The sequence below is a fragment of the Fulvimarina endophytica genome (assembly GCF_003403015.1).
Taxonomy (GTDB): domain Bacteria; phylum Pseudomonadota; class Alphaproteobacteria; order Rhizobiales; family Rhizobiaceae; genus Fulvimarina; species Fulvimarina endophytica.
This window is the reverse complement of the sequence record NZ_QURL01000004.1, coordinates 497,729-517,015: the sequence shown is the minus strand read 5'-3', so window position 1 is coordinate 517,015 and position 19,287 is coordinate 497,729. Positions and strand designations below refer to the sequence as shown.

Here is a 19,287-nt window from a genome sequence, read left to right as displayed (position 1 = left end):
GCGCCCTGCCGACCGTAAGGGGAGCGAGCAGGCCGTCATGATGTGGAGATGGGTGTATGTCCGACTGCCAGCGCGAAGCGCTCCGCCAGAAGGCACTCGCCGAGATCGAACTCCTGGATACGGCGCCCGAACGCGAGTTCGACGCACTCGTGCGATCGGCGCAGCGATTGCTCTCGACCGGCATGTCGTCCATGTCGCTGGTCAATGACGACCGGCTCTGGTTCAAGGCGCGTTGCGGGCTGGACTACCCTGCGATCCCTCGCAACCAGACATTCTGCACGACCGTCTTCGAGGCGGAGGAAGCCCTCGTCGTCCCCGACGCCACGCTCGACCCGCGGTTTGCCGATGCGCCGTTCGTCACCGGTTACCCCTATGTCCGCTATTATGCGGGTGTCCCGATTCGCCTCAGTCACTCCGACGGTTCGCAGGTGACGATCGGTACGCTCTGCGTTCTCGACCGCAGCCCGCGCGAGCCTGTTGCCGCCGAACTCGATGCCCTGAGTGAACTCGCCTGCGTCGCCGAGGCCCTGGTAGATGCCCGGGCGGCCGCAGTGCGCGCGACGCGGGCGGCCGAGGATCACCGCATCGCCAACGAACTCCTCGAGCGCGAGCGCCGCCTCCTCAAGCAGGCCGAGCGCATGGCCGAGATCGGTTCATGGCGCTACGATCTCGCATCGAAGAAGACGTCCTGGTCGGACGGCGTCTTCGCCATTCACGAACTGCCGGTGAGTGGCGGGGTGCCGAACGACGAGATCCTCGCCTTCTTCGCCGAACCCGACCGACACACCTTCATCGAACAGGTGAAGGTGACGCTCGCCACGGGCGCGCCCCTGCAGATCGATGCGGAACTCACCACGGCCAAGGGCAACCGACGCCGGGTGCGCTGCTCGTGCGAGGTCGAACTCTCCAAAGGCCGTCCGGTCGCCCTGATCGGCATGCTTCAGGACGTGACCGCGCGGCACGAACTGGAAAGCCGTCTTCTCCGCCTGGCCCGAACCGACGATCTGACCCAGCTCTCGAACCGGGCTGAATTCAACCGCGTCCTCGACGCGCGGCTGGGCGATCTGAGGAATGACGGCGGCGAATTCGCCGTGCTGCTCATCGATCTCGACGGCTTCAAGGAGATCAACGACGCCCTCGGTCATGCATCGGGCGACGAGATCCTGCGCAAGGTCGCCGACCAGTTGCGCAAGACCTGCCGGGAGGGCTGGTTTCCGGCGCGTCTCGGCGGCGACGAATTTGCGGTCGTGGTCCCGACCTGCACCAGCGCGGCGGATCTCGCCCCCCAGGTGGATCGCCTGCTGCGCAATCTCGACATCGTCATCAGCGAGGGCGGCCGGATCGGACGCGTGACGGCCTCGGTCGGCATCGCCTGGTCGCGGGAAGCCGGTGAAGACCGCGCGACCCTCCTACACCAGGCCGATGCCGCGCTCTATGCGGCCAAGCGCAGCCTCAAGGGAACGGCCCGCACCTATGGAAAGGTGCGGACCGGGAAACGAGCGGGGTGAGGCTGGGCCCGAAGACGGATGCGGGGCTTCAGCAGGAAAGAAGCACCTTGCCCCTGTTCATGCCTTCGAGCGCGGAGGCGAGCTTTTCGGGCGCCTGCGAAAGCGTCAGCTTGGCCGCGACATCGGTGGTCCAGCGGCCCTCGATGAAGCGCTGCTGGACCTGACGCACGGCATCCTGCTTCTTCTCCGCGCTCGCATCCTCCATCCATTCGGTCAGCCAGAAGCCTTCGATCTTCTTCTTCATGAAGACCAGCTGGCCGAGATTGGGGAGGGCCGGCACCTCCGGGCTGAGCTTGCCGTAGAGCACCCAGCGCGCGCCCGCCGGCATCGCCTCGAAGATGCGCGCGGACGCCTTGTCGCCGACCGCGTCCAGCATCACGGTCGGCCCGTGCTGCTTCATGGCCTCCTTCAGCATGGCGCCGAAATCGTCCCGTTCGACATTGAGGACGGTGCCGACGCCGAGCCCTTCCAGCATCGAGCGATGCTCCTCGCGCCTGACGGTCGCGATCGAATGGAGCCCGCGCTCCTTTGCCAGCGAGGCGATCAGCTTGCCGAGCTGGCTCGAGCCCGCCGTCATCACGAAGCTTTTGGCGCCGGCCTCGGCCACGAGATCCACCATGGCCCATGCGGTCATGGGATTGACGAGGAGGGCGGCGGCATCCTCGTCCTTCAGCCCGTCCGGGGCCGGGATCACCGCCGCCATGTCGGTCATGGCGTATTCGGCCCAGGTGCCCGAGCCGCCCTGGCTGGTGGAAACCGTCACCCGCTTGCCCACCAGTCCCCTGGCCTTCTCGCCGGCGGCGACCACGGTGCCGCAGCCCTCGAAGCCGGCCGGCCGGCCCTTTTCCCGCGGCTTGCCGTATTCGCCCTTGATGTAATGGAGATCCGACGGATTGACGTTGGCGAGCGCCATCCTCACCACGACCTGCCGCTCGCCGGGCGAGGGTACCTCGATCTCCTCGAGGCTCGCCCAGCGCGAAAGGTCGTCGAGGCTCGGGCCCTCCATCGTCTCGGCATAGCCCTCGTTCTTGAGGACGAGAGCCTTCATGGTGTTCGGCAGATCGGACATGGCGGAGCCTTTCGAATCGTTCTTGCAACTGATCGAACGGAAAGGGCGGGAGCCGGAAATTCGTTGCAATGCGGCCGGGCTCGTGGCAACCGGCACCCGAGGACAAGGGCCGGCGATCGGTCGCCCGTCATGTCCTCATCGATGGGATCTTCGGGAGACGACAGATGGACGAGGCGTTCCGCGAGGAGATGGAGGCACGCCTCAAGGCGCGTCTCGTACCCTTCGAGACCTACCGCTCCTATTTGGACGGCGAGGCCTTCACCTCCGACTGGGTGACCGTCGACCAGGCGATGATCGACGCCTTCGCCGGTGCGACGCGGGACTATCAGTTCATCCATGTGGACCCTGAGCGGGCGAAGGCCGAGACGCCGTTCGGCGGCACCATCGCCCACGGCTTCCTGACCCTCTCCCTGCTCTCGACCCTTGCCTATGACGCGCTGCCCGGCGTGACGGGCACCAAGATGGGCGTCAATTTCGGCTTCGACAAAGTGCGCTTCCTGAGCCCGGTGAAGTCGGGCGCCCGGGTTCGGGGCAGCTTCCGGATGATCGGCCTCAAGGAGCGGGCGGTCAGTCTCCAGACCTCCTGGAATGCCGAGGTCGCCATCGAAGGCGCGACCAAGCCTGCCCTCGCGGCCGAATGGATCACCCTTGCCCTGTTCGACGGGCCGGTGGAGGGGTGAGACCGGCGCGGCTGGAAAGACCCGGCCCGCCGCCCGTCAGCACTGACCGGCGAGATCGATCGTCCAGTAGCCGCCGCAGACACCGCCCGGCACGTAGCCGACACCTGCGACGTTGAAGCGAGGATCCATCAGCACCTCGCAATGGCCCTTGCTGCTCGCCATCCAGCGGCGCACGGCGCCGGCGGCCGACGGGTTGCAGGCGATGTTCTCGCCCACATAGCCGGGCTTCGGACAGGCGGCGTTGATGCGTCCCTTCGGATCGCCATGGGACAGCCGGCCGGCGCTGGACATGCGGCTCGTCCAGTCTCTCGCGACCGCCGTGAGGCTCGCCGACGGCTCCAGGCGGCTGGTCGCTCCCCACGAGGTTCCGGTGCCCGAACAGGTCGCGCCGCTCGCACGGTACTGGTTGACGAGGGCGATGACGTCCCCGTTCCCGGAGCCGCCCTGCAGCATGCTCGTGCAGGCCGCCGTCGCCACGAGGCCCGCCACGGGCAGTGCGAGCGCGAACAGGTGAATGCGTTTCATAGGCGGTGATTCTCCCCGTGAAGAGCGGATCAACCCGATCCTGATTCGCCGCATCGGTCTTCCGCTCCGGATGCCATTGGACAGGGTAAAATGGCAGATTGCAACGCGTGCGAGAGCGGGTTTTCGCGCGCCGTGGAAGAGGGGGCCTTCGGGAGCCATCTCTTTCGGGAGCGTCCGGATCGATCGCGATCCGGACGCGGATACGTCTTCCTCTCGGGGCGACTGGCCTTCCGCCTTCCTGACATCCGCGCTTGAGCGGATCAGAGATCCTTGCGCTGGGCGGCCTGAAGCAGGGCGAACTCCTCTTCGGCGGTCGCCGCGACGAGGTGGTTCCTGGAATAGAACCAGTAATAGGCGGCCCCGATAGCGAAGAGGACGAGGGTCAGGAGAAAGGCGCGCGGATCGAAAGCGAAGACCCCGGTCAGCGCGATCAGGGAGAGAACGAGGGCGATGCCGGAGGTGACGGTTCCGCCGGGCGTCAGATAGGGGCGTTTCAGACCGGGCTGTTCGCGCCGCAGCTTGATATGGCTCCAGGCCATCAGGGCGTAGGAGATCGTCGCGCCGACGACGGCCATTGCGAGCATCAGGTCGCCCTCGCCGGTGAGCGAGGCGAAGAAGCCCAGGACGCCCGGAACGATCAGGGCCCTTGCCGGGATCTTGTTCCCGGTCGTCACCGACAGCCAGCGCGGAAGATAGCCGGCGCGCGAGAGCGCGAAGACGAGGCGCGAATAGCCGTAGATGATCGAGAAGAAGGAGGCGATCAGCCCCGCGAGCCCGAGCGCGTTGACGATGGTCGCGAGCGTCGGGCTGCCGCCGGCCCGCAGCGCGTCGACCAGCGGAACGGCGCTGTCGCCCATCGCCGCCGCGCCGGCAACGCCCGCAAGAAAGACCACGACGAGGATCGCGGTGAGAACGAGAAAGCTCATCGCCCCGATGATGCCCTTCGGCATGTCCCGGGCCGGGTCGCGCGCCTCCTCCGCCGCGAGCGGAACGCCCTCGACCGCCAGAAACAGCCACATGGCGAAGGGGAGGGCGGCCCAGATGCCGAAGAGGCCGAACGGCAGGAAGGTGGAGGCGCCGACGGCATCGGTCGGCGCGATGTCGAAGAGCCGCGAGGCATCGAACGAACCTGCGAGGGCGACGGCCGTCGCGAGAATGGCGAGGACGGCGAGGACGGTGATGACCATCATCACCTTCAGCGCCTCGCCGACGCCGGTCAGGTGGATGCCGACGAAGACGAGATAGAAGGCCGCATAGACCAGCGGTCCGTCGAGACCCAAGAGTTCCTCGACCGCCGAGCCGATGAAGATGACGATGGCGGCGGGGGCAAGCGCGTATTCGATGAGGACGGCAAGCCCCGTGAGAAAGCCGCCCGTCGGCCCCATGGCCTGGCGGGCGAAGGAGTAGCCGCCGCCGGCGGCCGGGATCGCCGCGCTCATTTCGGCGAGCGCGAGGACGAGGGCGAAATACATCACGCCCATCAGGATCGCGGCGATGACGAAACCGCCCCAGCCGGCCTGGGCGATGCCGAAGTTCCAGCCCGCGAAATTGCCGGAAATGACGTAGGAGACGCCGAGACCGGCGAGGAGGATCCATCCGGCCGTGCCGCTCTGGAGCTGGCGCCTCGCGAGATAATCCGCGTCGACGGCGGCTGCGCTGCGGGAAGTTCCGGTTCTGCCGATCTGCGCGTCCGCCATGCCCTGTCTCCGTTGTCTCGTTGCTTTACTCGTCCGACCGCCCACCGGTCAGGAAGCTCTGTTCGCGCTCGTCGCTGCCGATCTCGGGCGCGACGGAGCGATCCTTCAGTTTGACGCCCGACGTCTCGATCTTCGCGGCTTCCTTCAGGAGGTAGAGCGTGCGCCGCGCGGCCTCCTCGAAGGAGAGGCCGGCGGGGCGGATATTGGAGATGCAGTTGCGGCGGCTGTCGGTCAGCCCGCTCGCCGGTGCCCAGGTGAAGTAGATGCCGAGACTGTCGGGGGAGGAGAGGCCCGGCCGCTCGCCGATGAGGACGATGCTCGCCTTCGCCTTGAGGGCCTCGCCGACCGCATCGCCGATCGCGACCCGTGCCTGTTCGACGACGACCGGTGGAGCGATGGCGAGATCGAGCCCCTCCCGGTCCCACAGATCGAGGAAGGCCGAGAGGAAGGGAACGGCGTTCTCCTGGATGGCGAAGGAGGACAGGCCGTCCGCGATGACGATGGCGATCCCTCCCTCGGCAGATATCGTGCCGAGCGCCGTCTTCGAAGCCTCGTCGAGCCTCTCGCCGAGATCGGGACGGCGCAGATATTCGCTGCGATCGGCGACGGCGCTGCGCAGGCGGACCGGGTCTCCGAGTTCACCGATCCGCGGCGCCTTCGCCATCGCGGCCGTCAGCCGGTCAATGTCGAGGGGCAGATGGACGGCGTCCCGCGCCCTCGCATGGGCGAGCTGGAATTCGAGGTGTTCGCGCGTGGGAAGGCTGGTTCCCGCGCGTCCGAGCCCGATCCGGGCATCGGTGAAGCGGCGCAGGCGTCGCCACGGGTTCTCGACGACGCTGCCAGTGCGCGCCGCCTCGCCGCTCGCTGCCCTCACGGTGATCGTCCCGTCCTCGCCCGCCCCGTTCTTGCCTGCCCCGTTCTTGCCTTCCTGGTCCATGTCAGGCCTCCTCCGGCACGGCTTCGAGGCTGCGCGAGAAACCGTCCGGCAGGCCTTCGAACAGGCTGAACCCCGAGCCGCTCCTGAAGATCGCCATGCGGCGCAACCAGTCGTCGAATTCGGGCGCCGGCTTCAGGCCGAGGATCTTGCGCAGATAGAGGGCGTCATGAAACGAGGTGGTCTGGTAGTTGAGCATGATGTCGTCCGAGCCCGGAATGCCCATCATGAAGGTGCAACCGGCCGCCCCGAGAAGGGTCATCAGGTTGTCCATGTCGTTCTGGTCGGCTTCGGCGTGGTTGGTGTAGCAGACGTCGCAGCCCATGGGCACGCCGAGGAGCTTGCCGCAGAAATGATCCTCCAGCCCCGCGCGGATGATCTGATGGCCGTCGAACAGATATTCCGGGCCGATGAAGCCGACCACCGTGTTGACGAGAAGCGGATCGAAATGGCGGGCGACCGCATAGGCCCGGGCTTCGCAGGTCTGCTGGTCGACGCCGTGATGGGCTTCGGCCGAAAGCGAGGAGCCCTGGCCGGTCTCGAAATACATCACGTTGTCGCCGACCGTGCCGCGCTTCAGCGAGAGCGCCGCATCGCGGGCCTCGGCGAGATCGGCGAGGGTGAAGCCGAAGGAGGAATTGGTCGCCTCGGTACCGCCGACCGACTGGAAGACGAGATCGACCGGGGCGCCGGCCTCGATGCATTCCAGCGTGTTCGTGACATGGGTGAGGACGCAGGACTGGGTCGGGATCTCGTAGCGGTCGATGATCTCGGCCATCATGCGCGAGAGCCGGCCGGCCTGCTGCACGTTGTCGGTCGCCGGATTGATACCGATGACGGCGTCGCCCGCCCCGTAGAGGAGCCCGTCGAGAATGGAGGCGGCGATGCCGTTGACGTCGTCGGTCGGGTGGTTCGGCTGGATGCGGGTGGAAAAGCGGCCCTCGAGGCCGATCGTGTTGCGGAATTTCGTGACCACACGGCATTTGCGCGCGACGAGGATGAGATCCTGATTGCGCATGATCTTGCTGACCGCCGCGACCATTTCCGGCGTCAGGCCCGGGCGCAACCTCGCGAGCGCGGCCTCGTCGGCGGCGTCCGAGAGCAGCCATTCGCGGAACTCTCCGACCGTCTTCGAGGCGACGGGCGCGAAGGCGTCAGGGTCGTGGCCATCGACGATCAGCCGCGTGACCTCGTCGTCCTCGTAGGGAATCAGCAGGTCTTCGAGAAACCGTTTCAGGGGCACGTCGGCGAGCGTGATCTGCGCGACGGCGCGTTCCTCGGCATTTTCGGCGGAGAGGCCGGCGAGGCGGTCGCCCGAGCGGGCCGGCGTCGCCTTCGCCATCAATGTGCGCAGGTCGTCGAAGCGATAGGTCTTGTCCCCGACCACATTGCGAAAGGCGCCGGTCATCATCGGCCTCCTGGCTAGGCATTCGACGCAACTGCCCACTATAGATGCAGTTTATCAGGAGGTTGGCAAGCCATGCCCTCGCACCGACGGCTTGCTCGCCCGCTCTGCCTGCGCGCGCGTGCCACGGACCGGCCGCGCTTCGATCGTCCGTTCCTCTCTTCCGCCCCGAAAGGACGGCAGGACGCGAATCGTCGTCTCGCGCCGCGTCAATAGGCGATCTTGGCCACCTCGCGCAGTTCCTCGGCGCTCGCCGTGCGCAGGCCGAAGAACTCCAGATAGGCGGGGATCTGCTCGAACAGCATGTCCGTGCCCACCTGAAAGGCGCATCCGCGCTCGCGCACGGCGTGGAGGAAGAGGGTGATCTCCTGCGTCATCACCACCTCGCCGACGAATGTCGATGCTGCGATCCGCGAGACGTCCACTGGCAGCGGATCGCCCTCGGCCATTCCGAGGGGCGTCGCGTTCACCACGACGTCGAAGCCATCCGGGTCCTTCGAGCCGGTCTGGATGATGAGAGCCGGATAGTGGCGGCGCAGGCGGGCGGCGAGCGCCTCCATCGTGGCGGCGTGATTGTCGAAGAGGGCGATCTCGCCCACGCCTGCGGCCGCGAGCGAGGCGGCGATGGCCGAGCCGACCCCGCCGGCTCCCACCACGAGGACCCGCGCGCCCGAAAGAACCGCGCCCTTGCGCAAGGCGCCGCGCACGAAGCCCTCTCCATCGAACTGGTCGCCCACCAGCTCACCGCCGGGGCCGAGGCGAACGGCATTGCAGGCGCCCGCGACACGGGCCGTCGTGGTGGCCTCGTCGAGCAGCGCCATCGTCGTGACCTTGTGCGGCATCGTGACCAGCGCGCCGTGGATATTGGAGAGCTTGAAGACCAGTCGCAGGAAGTCGGGATAGTCCTCGGGCTTGCAGCCCATCGGCACGACGACGGCATCGATGCCGTGCTTCTCGAAATACGGATTGTAGATCATCGGCGCCCGGAAGGAGCCGGTCGGGTATCCGAGATGGGCGATGAGACGGGTCTTGCCTGAAATCATGAGATACGCCTCTCGCACGGCCCGGCCGCGATGGTTTCGGCCGGGTGCTGCCGGGACCGGACTGGTTGATATTCGCGCCCTCGATGGCGGCGAGACCTGCCATAATCGCGAATGCGATCACGGCAAAGCGAAGCGGCCCCCGGAGGATGACGTCCGGGGCCGGCTGTGCGCGATCTTGCGGACCGGTCTCAGCCGAGCCGCTCGGAGGCGTAGCTTCCAGGGGAGGCGGGGAAGACCACCGTGCTCGATCCGTTGAGGAAGACCCGGTGGTGGATATGCGCGTGGATCGCGCGCGAGAGGACCTGGGCCTCGACGTCGCGGCCCACCGACACGTAGTCCGCCGCCGACTGGGCATGGGTGACGCGGGCGACGTCCTGCTCGATGATCGGGCCCTCGTCGAGCTCGGCCGTCACGTAATGGGCCGTCGCGCCGATGAGCTTCACCCCTCTCTCGAAGGCCTGCTTGTAGGGATTGGCCCCCTTGAAGCTCGGGAGGAAGGAATGGTGGATGTTGATGATGCGGCCCGCCATCGTCCGGCACATCTCGTCGGACAGAACCTGCATGTATCGGGCAAGGACGACGAGATCGGTCTTCGTCCCGTCCACGATCTCCATGATGCGCGCCTCGGCCGCCGCCTTGTTATCCTTCGTGACCGGGATGTGATGGAAGGGCAGGTCGTGGTTCACCACCAGCTTCTGGTAATCAAGATGGTTGGAGACGACGCCGACGATGTCGATCGGCAGGGCGCCGATGCGCCAGCGATAGAGGATGTCGTTGAGACAGTGGCCGAAGCGCGAGACCATCAGCAGCACCTTCATGCGCTCGCGTCCGTCGTGGAAGGCGAAGGTCATGTCGAAGGGGGCCGCGATGGTGCCGAAACCGTCCTCGATCTCGCCGAGCGTGCGGCCCTCCTCCGAAATGAACCCGATCCGCATGAAGAAGCGACCCGTGCTGAGATCGTCGAACTGGGCGGAATCGACGATGTTGCAGCCTCTTTCGGCCAGATGACCGGAGATCGCCGCGACGATCCCGCGCGTTGAGGGACAGAAGACCGTGAGGGTGCAGATGTTCATGGCAGCCGTTTCGTGACGATTTCGAGTTTGGGATGACGCGGCGACGAATGCGCCGATGGGAGGGACGTATCCGCCCCTAGCGGAACCACGGGCGGCGCGAAACGGGCTTTTCGATCCGGTTCGCACCGATGTGCCCGGACGAGACGCATCACGCCCCTCGCGAAAGCCCGGACCCTATGCCCGCCGGGTCATCCCGCCGGGGCGAAGGCGCGCCCCGGTTTGCGATGTTCGCTCCGTCCTGCGCGGGGCGGAGATTAGCTCCCGAGCCGTGATCGGGACAAGGCAAAAATCTCCTAAAGAAAATTTCTTTCCTCTCAGTTGCCTTCGACGATCGTCTGTGGAATGGTTTCGTCAAACGGCAAGTTCGGAAGGTGCATGACATGTGCGGAATCGTCGGATTGTTTCTGAAGGACCGGTCACTCGACACGAATCTCGGGCAACTCCTGTCCGATATGCTGGTGACCATGACCGATCGAGGCCCGGACTCGGCCGGCATCGCGATCTACGGCGAGGAGACGGCCGGTCGCAGCAAGGTGACCATCCAGTCCGATACGCCGGACGTGACCTTCGCCGATTTCGAGCGGCGCCTCGGCGATCTCGTCGGCAAGGGCTCGTCCCTCCGCATCAAGGACACCCATGCGGTGGCCGAGGTGCCGACCGGCCGCGTCGCCGATGTGCGGGCGATGATCGACGGTCTGGACGGCGCCGTTCGCGTGATGAGCGTCGGCGAGACCATGGAGATCTACAAGGAAGTCGGTCTTCCCAAGGACGTGGTCTCGCGCTTCGACATCCGCTCGATGTCCGGGACCCACGGCATCGGCCACACCCGCATGGCGACCGAATCCGCGGTGACGACGCTCGGCGCCCATCCGTTCTCGACCGGGGCCGACCAGTGCCTCGTCCACAACGGGTCGCTCTCGAACCACAACAATCTCCGGCGCGAGCTGAAGCGCCTCGGCATGCGGTTCGAGACCCAGAACGATTCCGAAGTCGCCGCCGCCTATCTCACCGCCCGCATGAAGGACGGTCTCGATCTCGGCGAGGCGCTGACCAGCGCGCTCGACGATCTCGACGGCTTCTTCACCTTCGTCGTCGGAACCAAGACCGGCTTCGGCGTGCTGCGCGACCCGATCGCCTGCAAGCCGGCGGTGATGGCCGAAACCGACCAGTACGTCGCCTTCGGCTCGGAGTTCCGCGCCCTCGTCGGGCTGCCGAACATCGACAATGCGAGGGTCTGGGAGCCCGAGCCGTCCTCCGTCTACTTCTGGGATCGCGAAGCCAGCGCCTCCCGGACCCTCGCCGCCTGATCCCTTCTTCTAGCTCCGGAGCCGGACCATGCCGACTTTCGATCTCGCGACGCAGGACCTGCGGGACCTCAACAAGGCCCTTCACACCATTCCAGCGGGCACCAACGATCTCGACTACGAGATCCTCAATCCGCGCGGCAGCCATGCCGTCGCCGTCGGCTGCAGCGATCCGCTGAACATCAGCGTCAAGGGTCCGGTCGGCTATTATTGCGGCGGGATGAACGCGGAGGCGACCATCACCGTCAAGGGATCGGCGGGGCCGGGCGTCGCCGAGAACATGATGTCCGGCATGGTCGTGATCGAAGGGGACGCCTCGCAATATGCGGGCGCCACCGGACGGGGCGGGATGCTCGTCATTCGCGGCAACGCCGCCTCGCGCTGCGGCATCTCCATGAAGGGCATCGACATCGTCGTCGAGGGCAATATCGGCCACATGTCGGCCTTCATGGGCCAGTCCGGCCATCTCGTGGTGCTGGGCGATGCGGGCGAGGCCCTCGGCGACTCCCTCTACGAGGCCAAGCTCTTCGTACGCGGCACGGTCAAGAGCCTCGGGGCCGACTGCATCGAGAAGGAGATGCGGCCCGAGCATCACGAAACCCTTGCCCGCCTTCTCGAAAAGGCCGGCGTGACCGGCGTCGAGACCAGCGAGTTCAAGCGCTACGGCTCGGCCCGCACCCTCTACAACTTCAATATCGACAACGCCGACGCGTATTGAGGACTTTCACGATGACCTATCACAATCCTCGCACGCCGCCCCGCAAGTCCTGGACGTTCGACGACCAGACCCTGGCGGAAATCCGGCGCGCCGCTGCGACCGGCATCTACGACATTCGCGGAGCCGGCGCCAAGCGCAAGCTTCCCCATTTCGACGACCTGCTCTTTCTCGGGGCCTCGATGTCCCGTTACCCTCTCGAGGGATATCGCGAGCGCTGCGACACCTCGGTCGATCTCGGCACGCGCTTTGCCAAGAAGCCGATCCATCTGAAGATCCCGATCACCATCGCGGGCATGAGCTTCGGCGCCCTGTCCGGCACGGCCAAGGAAGCGCTCGGTCGCGGCGCGAGCGCGGCCGGGACCTCGACCACCACCGGCGACGGCGGCATGACAAACGAGGAGCGCGACCATTCGCAGACGCTGGTCTACCAGTATCTGCCCTCGCGCTACGGCATGAACCCGACCGATCTGCGCCGTGCGGACGCGATCGAGATCGTCGTCGGCCAGGGCGCCAAGCCCGGCGGCGGCGGCATGCTGCTCGGCCAGAAGATCTCCGATCGCGTGGCGCAGATGCGCAACCTGCCCAAGGGCATCGACCAGCGCTCGGCCTGCCGCCATCCCGACTGGACGGGACCCGACGATCTCGAGATCAAGATCATGGAGATCCGCGAGATCACCGACTGGGAGAAGCCGATCTACATCAAGGTGGGCGGCGCGCGGCCCTATTACGACACCGCGCTCGCGGTGAAGGCCGGGGCCGACGTGGTCGTCCTCGACGGCATGCAGGGCGGCACCGCCGCGACCCAGGACGTCTTCATCGAGAATGTGGGCCAGCCGACGCTCGCCTGCATTCGTCCCGCGGTCCAGGCGCTGCAGGATCTCGGAATGCACCGCAAGGTGCAGCTGATCGTCTCGGGCGGCATCCGCTCGGGCGCCGACGTCGCCAAGGCCATGGCGCTCGGGGCGGACGCCGTCTCGATCGGCAGTGCGGCGATGGTCGCCCTCGGCGACAACGACCCGCAATACGAAGAGGAATACAACCGCCTCGGCACCACGGCCGGCGCCTATGACGACTGGCACGAGGGCAAGGATCCGGCCGGCATCACGACCCAGGACCCGGAACTCGCCGCCCGCCTCGATCCGGTCGCGGCCGGCCGGCGGCTCGCGAACTACCTGAAGGTCATGACCCTCGAGGCGCAGACGATCGCACGCGCCTGCGGCCACAACGATCTGCACAATCTCGAGCCCGAGGATCTGTGCGCCCTGACGATCGAGGCCGCCGCGATGGCGCAGGTCCCGCTCGCCGGCACCGAGTGGATCCCCGGCAAGACCCGCTTCTAGCACCGCCCTCCGTTTCGGGCCGGATGGTTCGGCCCGAGGCGGCCGAACCTCCAACGCTTCGAGACCAGGAGACCCCATGACCACCAGTCTGTCTGCATTTGCCCAGGAACGGGGTGTCAAATACTTCATGATCAGCTTCACGGACCTCTTCGGCGCCCAGCGCGCGAAGCTGGTTCCGGCCGAGGCGATCGCGGACATGCAGGAGAACGGTGCGGGTTTTGCCGGGTTTGCGACGTGGCTGGACCTCACCCCGGCCCATCCGGATCTCTTTGCCATGCCGGACGGCGATGCGGCCATTCAGCTTCCCTGGAAGCCCGAGGTCGCTTGGGTCCCGGCGGACTGCGTGATGGAGGACAAGCCGGTCGCCCAGGCGCCGCGTGTCGTCCTGAAGACGTTGATTGACCAGGCCTCGGCCAAGGGGCTCAGGGTCAAGACCGGCGTCGAGGCGGAGTTCTTCCTCGTGACGCCCGATGGGAAGCGGATCTCCGACGACTTCGATACCGCCGTCAAACCCTGCTACGACCAGCAGGCGGTGATGCGGCGCTACGACGTCATCGCCGAGATCTGCGACCATATGCTGGCGCTCGGCTGGAAGCCCTACCAGAACGACCACGAGGACGCGAACGGCCAGTTCGAGATGAACTGGGAGTATGACGACGCGCTGGCGACCGCCGACAAGCATTCCTTCTTCAAGTTCATGGTCCGCTCGATCGCCGAGAAGCACGGGCTGCGTGCGACCTTCATGCCCAAACCCTTCACCGATCTCACCGGAAACGGCTGCCACTGCCACGTCTCGGTCTGGAACACGGACGGCTCGCAGAACGCCTTCGCCGACAAGCAAGCTCCCTTCGGGCTTTCGGACAAGGGCAAGACCTTCCTCGGCGGCATCATGCGGCACGGGCCCGCGCTCGCCGCAATCACCAATCCCACGGTGAACTCCTACAAGCGCATCAACGCGCCGCGCACCACCTCCGGGGCCACATGGGCGCCGAACGCCATCACCTGGACCGGCAACAACCGCACCCACATGGTCCGCGTGCCGGGGCCGGGCCGTTTCGAACTGCGCCTGCCGGACGGTGCGGCAAACCCCTATCTCCTCCAGGCCGTCATCATCGCGGCGGGCCTCAGCGGCATGGAGACCAATGCCGATCCGGGTCCCCACAGCGATCTCAACATGTATGTGGACGGGCACCGCGCGACGGATACCCCGCGCCTGCCCCTGAACCTCCTCGACGCGCTGAGGGCGCTCGAACGCGACGAGGCGTTCTGCGCGGCGATCGGGCCCGAATTCGTCTCCGCCTACCTCAAGAAGAAGCGCGAGGAGTGGACGAGCTACGCCAGCGCCATCACCCAGTGGGAGCGCGACAACACGCTCGACGTCTGACACCGTATCCGGCCGAGCTGGCCGGGAACGGTCGGGCCGCGCAAGCGGTGCGCGAGCGTTTTCGCATCCCTGGTCGCGAAGCGATCGGGCGGATGTCGTGCGAGGTCGTGTTTCGATGCGGCCTTCGCCCGCCACCGATCCGGGGAGGGGATCGGAGCAAAGACGGGACGCGGCGTAGATGTTCTTTGATGCAGTGCACAACAACGCCATGCAAATGCTTGATTAGGCGAATGTTCGCGACGTTGTTGCACTGCATCCGGGACTGTTGATCGGAAAAATCTCGGCGGCACCACTTGCAAACGCCAATGAATTGCGCCTCAATACCTCTCAGGCAAAATTTGTTCCGCTGAAGAAAATTCCGTGTGCATGACATCGTGAAGTTGCGAAAGACGGGTCGCAGAACTCGTTCGCAATGTCCCGCTACGGCAAGATGAATCCGAGGAGGACGTCCGGCAGCAGCCGGACGACGGGAGAGGTGCCTTGTCCGATCTGAACCGAAGAATTTCAGCCATGCACAGACGGGACGTGGTCGTCGCCGTCACTTTCGTTGCCGGGCTGTGGTGCGCGATGTCCTTCGTCGCCTGGGCGACATGGGATCTTGCGCCGAGCCCGACGGCCCGGATCGTTCTCATGGCGGGCGGCGCGATCGTCCTCGTCTTCAACACCGCCGCGATCCTGGCGATGCTGCGCCATTACCGGGAAGACCGGGACTTCATGTACGCGCTGGACATCAAGTTCCTGGATGCCGCCCGCGCGCAGCGCGCGGCAGGGAGGCTGAAATGACACGATACGTTCCCCCCAAACAGAGCCGGTTCGGCCAGATCCTCGATGTCGCCATCCTGCTCCTTCTGACCATCGGCGCACTCTACATTCCTCTCTGGCTCGGCTTCGCCGGCAGTACGCTCGTCGGCGAAAGCCCGCAGAACCCCACCTGGGAAAGCCTCGGCCAGAACCCGGTCATGGTCGAGCAATGGAACGGCCTCGGCTTTACCGACGCATCCGCCGCGTCCGAGATCATCTCGTCGCGCTTCAACTATTCCTTCTCCGTGATCGAGCTTCTGGTGATGATCGTCGTCGTCATCGGATACTACGCACTGATCCTCCGCTTCTCCGAGAAGGAATATCGCGACGTCATCGACGAGAAATTCAACGGACAGTGAGGGCGATGCCATGGATATCTGGAATTTTGCGGAATACGCGGCCTGGGCCGTCTCCGGCATTCTTGCGATCATCATCGTCCTCGACTGGATCAGGATCGATACGACCTACAGCTCGGAGGTGCTGACATCCTCGCGGGAGGGCGAGATCGAAGCGATGACCGAAGAGCACAGGCTCTGAAGGGAGGCGGATCATGAGCCAACTCAACGACACTGCGATCGGTGCGAAGGTCGATGCCGCCGTCACGGCCAGCGAGAAGGTCGGGCTGCTGCGGGTTCTGGGACCAGCCCATGTGTGGGCGCTCGGCGTCGGCATCGTTCTCGTCGGCGAATATATGGGCTGGAACTTCGCCGTGGGAAAAGGCGGGGCCTATGCGGCTCTGATCGCGTGCTGGTTCGCGGGCCTCCTCTATACCTGCGTCGCCATGATCGACAGCGAGGTGACCTCGACCGTCGCCGCGGCCGGCGGCCAGTATACCCAGGCTAAGCACATCATCGGCCCCCTGATGGCGTTCAATGTCGGCCTCTACCTCGTCTTCGCCTACACCATGCTCGAGGCCGCGAACGCCATCACGGTGGGCTTCCTGATCGATACCGTCGCCGCCATGACGGGCCATGAGGGCCTCGACCAGCGGCCCTTCATCATCCTGGCGATCATGTTCCTCGCCTGGCTGAACTATCGCGGCGTTCTCGCCACCCTGACCTTCAGCCTGGTGATCACCGCGGTCGCCTTCTCCGCGATCCTCGTCCTGTTCGTCGCGACGTCTCCGGTCTTCGGCGACAGCCCGTGGCGCCATGCAGACCTCGTCACGGACCTGCCCTATGGCTGGCTCGGCGTTCTGGCGGCGATGCATTTCGGGCTCTGGTTCTATCTCGGCATCGAGGGCACGACCCAGGCGGCCGAAGAGGTTCGCTCTCCGGCCAGAGCCCTGCCGTTCGGCACGCTCGCCGGCATCATGACGCTCCTGATCGCGGCGACCCTGACCTGGTATGTCTGCGTCGGGCTGATGCCCTGGGAATATCTCGGACAGTCGGGCGTGCCGCTCTTCGATGCCGCGCGTCTGTCCGGTTCGATGGGGCTGATGGTGCTCCTGGGCATCGGCACCATGTTCGCGACGCTCGCCTCGGCCAATGGCTGCATCAACGACGCCTCGCGCGCCTGGTTCGCCATGGGGCGGGACCACTACCTGCCGGCATGGTTCGGCGCGGTCCATCCCGTCTATCGCACGCCCTATCGCTCGATCATCTTCCTCGTTCCGATCGCGCTGATCTTCGCGCTCGGCGCGCCGCTGGACCAGGTCATCACCTTCTCCATCCTGTCGGGCCTACTGACCTATACCTTCATGCCGCTGAACATCATCCTGTTCCGCCGCAAATGGCCGCTCGACACGATCAAGCGGGGCTATGTGCACCCGTTCCATCCCCTGCCTGCGCTGGCTCTCCTGTGCCTGTGCGCCGTCGCCTTCTTCGCGATATTCCTCGGATACGGCTCGCAGCTCGTCGCGATGTTGTCCTTCTACATCGTCGTCTCGCTGTGGTTTCATTTCCGGCGATACCGCTACGTCCACCGCGCCGCGCAGTTCACCATGCCCTGGCCGAAGCCCCGGGGCTATTGATGGAAAGCGCCTGCGGCCCGTCCGGCAGGGATGGGTCGCAGGACGATCGTGAGGCCCCATGACCGATCCATGGATGGGAGTTGCCGCAATCGGGCTCGGCCTCGCGCTGGCGGCCCTCTCATGGCAGCTCGCGCGGGCGAGAGCCGCAAGATCGGCCGCTCGGGCTCGTTACCTCGACGATTGCCTCGCCCTTTTCGACGAACACCGAATGCAGATCGCCGCCACCGGCTTTCCCCGGATCGCAGGGCGCTATAGGGGCCGGGCCTTCGATGTGCAGGTGGTTCCCGACACGCTGACGGTCCGCAAGCTTCCCGCTCTGTGGGTTCTCGTCTCGCTGATCGAAGAGATGCCCCTGAAAGCGCGGTTCGACCTGATGGTGCGCCCGGGCGGCACCGAGACCTTTTCCGCCTTCCACACCCTGTCCCATCAGATCCCCATTCCGGCGGGCTATCCCGAAGAGTGCACGATCCGCAGCGACGATCCGGGCGATCCGGCGGGCGAAACCGTCATGCGCCGCCACCTCGATCTCTTCGAGGACGCAAGCGTGAAGGAGGTGATCTTCTCGCCGAAGGGCTTAAGGATCGTGTTCCTTGCCGAAGAGGCCGATCGCGGTCGCTATCTGATCTATCGCGATGCGGAGATGGGCATGGTTCCCCTCGGCGCCGTGCGCCTCGAACGCGTGCTTCGACGCCTAACCGCGATCGCCGATGATATCCACGAGCTCGAAGGGGCGGAAATGCGAAGGAGAGACGCGGCATGAGAGCCAGGGCCTGTGAACCGAACCATCCGTTTCTCGTCCTTGCTGCCGCCATCCTCCTGCCGGGCACGGGACAGGTGCTCAACGGACAGAGCGTCCGCGGCCTCGTCTTTCTGTTCTTCATGCTCCTCCTGGGCGCCTACACGCTCCAGACGGCGGCCGAGAACGTGTCGATCGTCGGCAAGCTCGCAGGCGGGCTCTTCGTCTACGCCATGTCGATCTTCGACGCCTACAAGACGGCCCGCATCCGCAAGACGGTTCACGACCATGGGCGTTCATAGGCCGGGCGAGAGGCGAGGGGCCTTCGGCATCGCTGCACGGGCCGATTGCCCGGACCTTCGGCGTCCTAGCGCTCGGTCCGGTCCTGCGGATAGCAGATGATCGAGAGATAGATGCAGGGCAGCTTGATGAAGTCGTCCGGCCCGTGCGGTGCGTCCGCATCGAAGAAGAAGCTGTCGCCGGGCCGCATATGCACCCGCGTCTCGGAATGGCGATAGATGAATTCGCCTTCGAGCATGTAGAGGAATTCGAGCCCGTCGTGCTGGAAGGTCGGAAACACGTCCGATTCCTTCGACAGCGTGATGAGGTAGGGCTCCACCGTCACGCCGCTCAGATTGTTCCCGATATGGCCGAGAAGATTGTACTGGTGACCCGCGCGCGTTCCGCGCCGCTCCATCTCCACGCCCTCGCCGGCCTTCACGAAGACGGCGCTGCGCTCCTGCTCGAACCCCTTGAAGAAGCTCGTGATCGGCACGCCGAGCGCCTGCGACAGCGACTGGAGGGTTGCGAGCGAGGGCGAGATGTTGCCGCGCTCGATCTTGGACAGCATGCCCAGGGACATGCCGGTGGCGGAGGCGAGATCGCCGATCGTCAGATTGTGCTGGCGCCGATGATTGCGGACCTCGCGTCCGATTGCGCTTTCCAGCCGCTTCTCGGTGACGGGCTTCACCGCATGGGGATCCTGCCGGAGCTTGGCCGGCCCCGTGCCGGTCTCGCCGCGCGTCTCCGGGCCCGACGTCGCGATCCCGGTGCCGGTGCCGGTCTCGACGTCGATCGTCTTTTTCTTGGGCATTTCCG

20 protein-coding genes are annotated in these 19,287 nt (G+C 65.8%); 12 read left to right on the top strand and 8 right to left on the bottom strand.

Annotation, left to right across the window (positions count from 1 at the left end; genetic code table 11):
- The first annotated feature begins 56 nt into the window (after positions 1-56).
- Positions 57-1,508: a sensor domain-containing diguanylate cyclase gene (locus DYI37_RS11820; RefSeq protein WP_116683410.1), complete on the top strand. Its 1,452-nt coding sequence runs from the start codon at positions 57-59 to the stop codon at positions 1,506-1,508.
- Between the two features lie 28 nt (positions 1,509-1,536).
- Here the strand turns inward: DYI37_RS11820 and DYI37_RS11815 are convergent, their stop codons facing one another.
- On the bottom strand, positions 1,537-2,577 hold the full coding sequence (locus tag DYI37_RS11815; protein ID WP_116683409.1) for a zinc-binding dehydrogenase: 1,041 nt from the start codon (positions 2,575-2,577) through the stop codon (positions 1,537-1,539).
- Positions 2,578-2,765: 188 nt separating this feature from the next.
- Here DYI37_RS11815 and DYI37_RS11810 point away from each other — a divergent pair, with 188 nt between their 5' ends.
- On the top strand, positions 2,766-3,257 hold the full coding sequence (locus DYI37_RS11810) for a MaoC family dehydratase (RefSeq protein WP_116683527.1): 492 nt from the start codon (positions 2,766-2,768) through the stop codon (positions 3,255-3,257).
- A 36-nt stretch (positions 3,258-3,293) separates the two neighbouring features.
- On the opposite strand, the gene DYI37_RS11805 is transcribed toward DYI37_RS11810, so the two are convergent.
- From DYI37_RS11805 to purU, 6 genes are all read right to left on the bottom strand, one after another.
- Positions 3,294-3,782, bottom strand: a complete 489-nt coding sequence (locus DYI37_RS11805) for a CAP domain-containing protein (protein ID WP_158555160.1) — start codon at positions 3,780-3,782, stop codon at positions 3,294-3,296.
- A 260-nt stretch (positions 3,783-4,042) separates the two neighbouring features.
- A complete protein-coding gene (gene eat, locus DYI37_RS11800; protein ID WP_116683407.1) occupies positions 4,043-5,479 on the bottom strand; it encodes an ethanolamine permease in 1,437 nt (478 codons plus the stop codon).
- A gap of 25 nt (positions 5,480-5,504) precedes the next feature.
- Positions 5,505-6,416 (bottom strand): ethanolamine ammonia-lyase subunit EutC, encoded by a 912-nt coding sequence (gene eutC, locus DYI37_RS11795; protein WP_116683406.1) that lies wholly within the window; start codon positions 6,414-6,416, stop codon positions 5,505-5,507.
- A gap of 1 nt (position 6,417) precedes the next feature.
- Entirely contained in the window at positions 6,418-7,821 is a 1,404-nt protein-coding gene (locus tag DYI37_RS11790) for an ethanolamine ammonia-lyase subunit EutB (RefSeq protein ID WP_116683526.1), read from the bottom strand.
- 206 nt (positions 7,822-8,027) lie between these two features.
- Positions 8,028-8,861, bottom strand: a complete 834-nt coding sequence (locus DYI37_RS11785) for a shikimate dehydrogenase family protein (protein WP_116683405.1) — start codon at positions 8,859-8,861, stop codon at positions 8,028-8,030.
- Between the two features lie 188 nt (positions 8,862-9,049).
- Positions 9,050-9,934: a formyltetrahydrofolate deformylase gene (gene purU, locus DYI37_RS11780; protein ID WP_116683404.1), complete on the bottom strand. Its 885-nt coding sequence runs from the start codon at positions 9,932-9,934 to the stop codon at positions 9,050-9,052.
- Between the two features lie 380 nt (positions 9,935-10,314).
- Between purU and DYI37_RS11775 the strand changes: the two genes are divergently transcribed.
- From DYI37_RS11775 to DYI37_RS11735, 10 genes are all read left to right on the top strand, one after another.
- Positions 10,315-11,241: a class II glutamine amidotransferase gene (locus DYI37_RS11775; protein WP_116683403.1), complete on the top strand. Its 927-nt coding sequence runs from the start codon at positions 10,315-10,317 to the stop codon at positions 11,239-11,241.
- A 28-nt stretch (positions 11,242-11,269) separates the two neighbouring features.
- A complete protein-coding gene (locus tag DYI37_RS11770) occupies positions 11,270-11,956 on the top strand; it encodes a GltB/FmdC/FwdC-like GXGXG domain-containing protein (protein WP_116683402.1) in 687 nt (228 codons plus the stop codon).
- 11 nt (positions 11,957-11,967) lie between these two features.
- Positions 11,968-13,296 (top strand): FMN-binding glutamate synthase family protein, encoded by a 1,329-nt coding sequence (locus DYI37_RS11765; protein WP_116683401.1) that lies wholly within the window; start codon positions 11,968-11,970, stop codon positions 13,294-13,296.
- Positions 13,297-13,372: 76 nt separating this feature from the next.
- The gene (glnT, locus tag DYI37_RS11760; RefSeq protein WP_116683400.1) at positions 13,373-14,680 is read left to right on the top strand and encodes a type III glutamate--ammonia ligase; all 1,308 of its coding nucleotides are present in this window, start codon (positions 13,373-13,375) and stop codon (positions 14,678-14,680) included.
- Positions 14,681-15,190: 510 nt separating this feature from the next.
- On the top strand, positions 15,191-15,463 hold the full coding sequence (locus tag DYI37_RS11755) for a hypothetical protein (protein ID WP_116683399.1): 273 nt from the start codon (positions 15,191-15,193) through the stop codon (positions 15,461-15,463).
- Complete coding sequence (locus tag DYI37_RS11750) at positions 15,460-15,840, top strand: hypothetical protein (protein ID WP_116683398.1); 381 nt, start codon at positions 15,460-15,462, stop codon at positions 15,838-15,840. The genes DYI37_RS11755 and DYI37_RS11750 overlap by 4 nt, the downstream gene beginning before the upstream one ends.
- Positions 15,841-15,850: 10 nt before the next feature.
- On the top strand, positions 15,851-16,018 hold the full coding sequence (locus tag DYI37_RS20150; RefSeq protein WP_199520153.1) for a hypothetical protein: 168 nt from the start codon (positions 15,851-15,853) through the stop codon (positions 16,016-16,018).
- Between the two features lie 13 nt (positions 16,019-16,031).
- On the top strand, positions 16,032-17,453 hold the full coding sequence (locus tag DYI37_RS11745; RefSeq protein WP_116683397.1) for an APC family permease: 1,422 nt from the start codon (positions 16,032-16,034) through the stop codon (positions 17,451-17,453).
- Positions 17,454-17,511: 58 nt separating this feature from the next.
- Positions 17,512-18,213, top strand: coding sequence for a hypothetical protein (locus tag DYI37_RS11740; RefSeq protein WP_116683396.1), 702 nt, complete (start codon positions 17,512-17,514; stop codon positions 18,211-18,213).
- Positions 18,210-18,491, top strand: coding sequence for a hypothetical protein (locus DYI37_RS11735; RefSeq protein WP_116683395.1), 282 nt, complete (start codon positions 18,210-18,212; stop codon positions 18,489-18,491). The genes DYI37_RS11740 and DYI37_RS11735 overlap by 4 nt, the downstream gene beginning before the upstream one ends.
- A gap of 65 nt (positions 18,492-18,556) precedes the next feature.
- Here DYI37_RS11735 and DYI37_RS11730 read toward each other — a convergent pair whose 3' ends face one another.
- Positions 18,557-19,282 carry a helix-turn-helix domain-containing protein gene (locus tag DYI37_RS11730; protein ID WP_199520144.1) on the bottom strand — a complete coding sequence of 242 codons (726 nt, stop codon included), beginning with the start codon at positions 19,280-19,282 and terminating at the stop codon, positions 18,557-18,559.
- Positions 19,283-19,287 lie beyond the last annotated feature (5 nt).

Coding starts and splice junctions, on each gene's coding strand:
- DYI37_RS11820 (WP_116683410.1), top strand. CDS start 57: ATGTCCGACTGCCAGCGCGAAGCGCTCCGCCAGAAGGCACTCGCCGAG.
- DYI37_RS11815 (WP_116683409.1), bottom strand. CDS start 2,577: ATGTCCGATCTGCCGAACACCATGAAGGCTCTCGTCCTCAAGAACGAG.
- DYI37_RS11810 (WP_116683527.1), top strand. CDS start 2,766: ATGGAGGCACGCCTCAAGGCGCGTCTCGTACCCTTCGAGACCTACCGC.
- DYI37_RS11805 (WP_158555160.1), bottom strand. CDS start 3,782: ATGAAACGCATTCACCTGTTCGCGCTCGCACTGCCCGTGGCGGGCCTC.
- eat (WP_116683407.1), bottom strand. CDS start 5,479: ATGGCGGACGCGCAGATCGGCAGAACCGGAACTTCCCGCAGCGCAGCC.
- eutC (WP_116683406.1), bottom strand. CDS start 6,416: ATGGACCAGGAAGGCAAGAACGGGGCAGGCAAGAACGGGGCGGGCGAG.
- DYI37_RS11790 (WP_116683526.1), bottom strand. CDS start 7,821: ATGACCGGCGCCTTTCGCAATGTGGTCGGGGACAAGACCTATCGCTTC.
- DYI37_RS11785 (WP_116683405.1), bottom strand. CDS start 8,861: ATGATTTCAGGCAAGACCCGTCTCATCGCCCATCTCGGATACCCGACC.
- purU (WP_116683404.1), bottom strand. CDS start 9,934: ATGAACATCTGCACCCTCACGGTCTTCTGTCCCTCAACGCGCGGGATC.
- DYI37_RS11775 (WP_116683403.1), top strand. CDS start 10,315: ATGTGCGGAATCGTCGGATTGTTTCTGAAGGACCGGTCACTCGACACG.
- DYI37_RS11770 (WP_116683402.1), top strand. CDS start 11,270: ATGCCGACTTTCGATCTCGCGACGCAGGACCTGCGGGACCTCAACAAG.
- DYI37_RS11765 (WP_116683401.1), top strand. CDS start 11,968: ATGACCTATCACAATCCTCGCACGCCGCCCCGCAAGTCCTGGACGTTC.
- glnT (WP_116683400.1), top strand. CDS start 13,373: ATGACCACCAGTCTGTCTGCATTTGCCCAGGAACGGGGTGTCAAATAC.
- DYI37_RS11755 (WP_116683399.1), top strand. CDS start 15,191: ATGCACAGACGGGACGTGGTCGTCGCCGTCACTTTCGTTGCCGGGCTG.
- DYI37_RS11750 (WP_116683398.1), top strand. CDS start 15,460: ATGACACGATACGTTCCCCCCAAACAGAGCCGGTTCGGCCAGATCCTC.
- DYI37_RS20150 (WP_199520153.1), top strand. CDS start 15,851: ATGGATATCTGGAATTTTGCGGAATACGCGGCCTGGGCCGTCTCCGGC.
- DYI37_RS11745 (WP_116683397.1), top strand. CDS start 16,032: ATGAGCCAACTCAACGACACTGCGATCGGTGCGAAGGTCGATGCCGCC.
- DYI37_RS11740 (WP_116683396.1), top strand. CDS start 17,512: ATGACCGATCCATGGATGGGAGTTGCCGCAATCGGGCTCGGCCTCGCG.
- DYI37_RS11735 (WP_116683395.1), top strand. CDS start 18,210: ATGAGAGCCAGGGCCTGTGAACCGAACCATCCGTTTCTCGTCCTTGCT.
- DYI37_RS11730 (WP_199520144.1), bottom strand. CDS start 19,282: ATGCCCAAGAAAAAGACGATCGACGTCGAGACCGGCACCGGCACCGGG.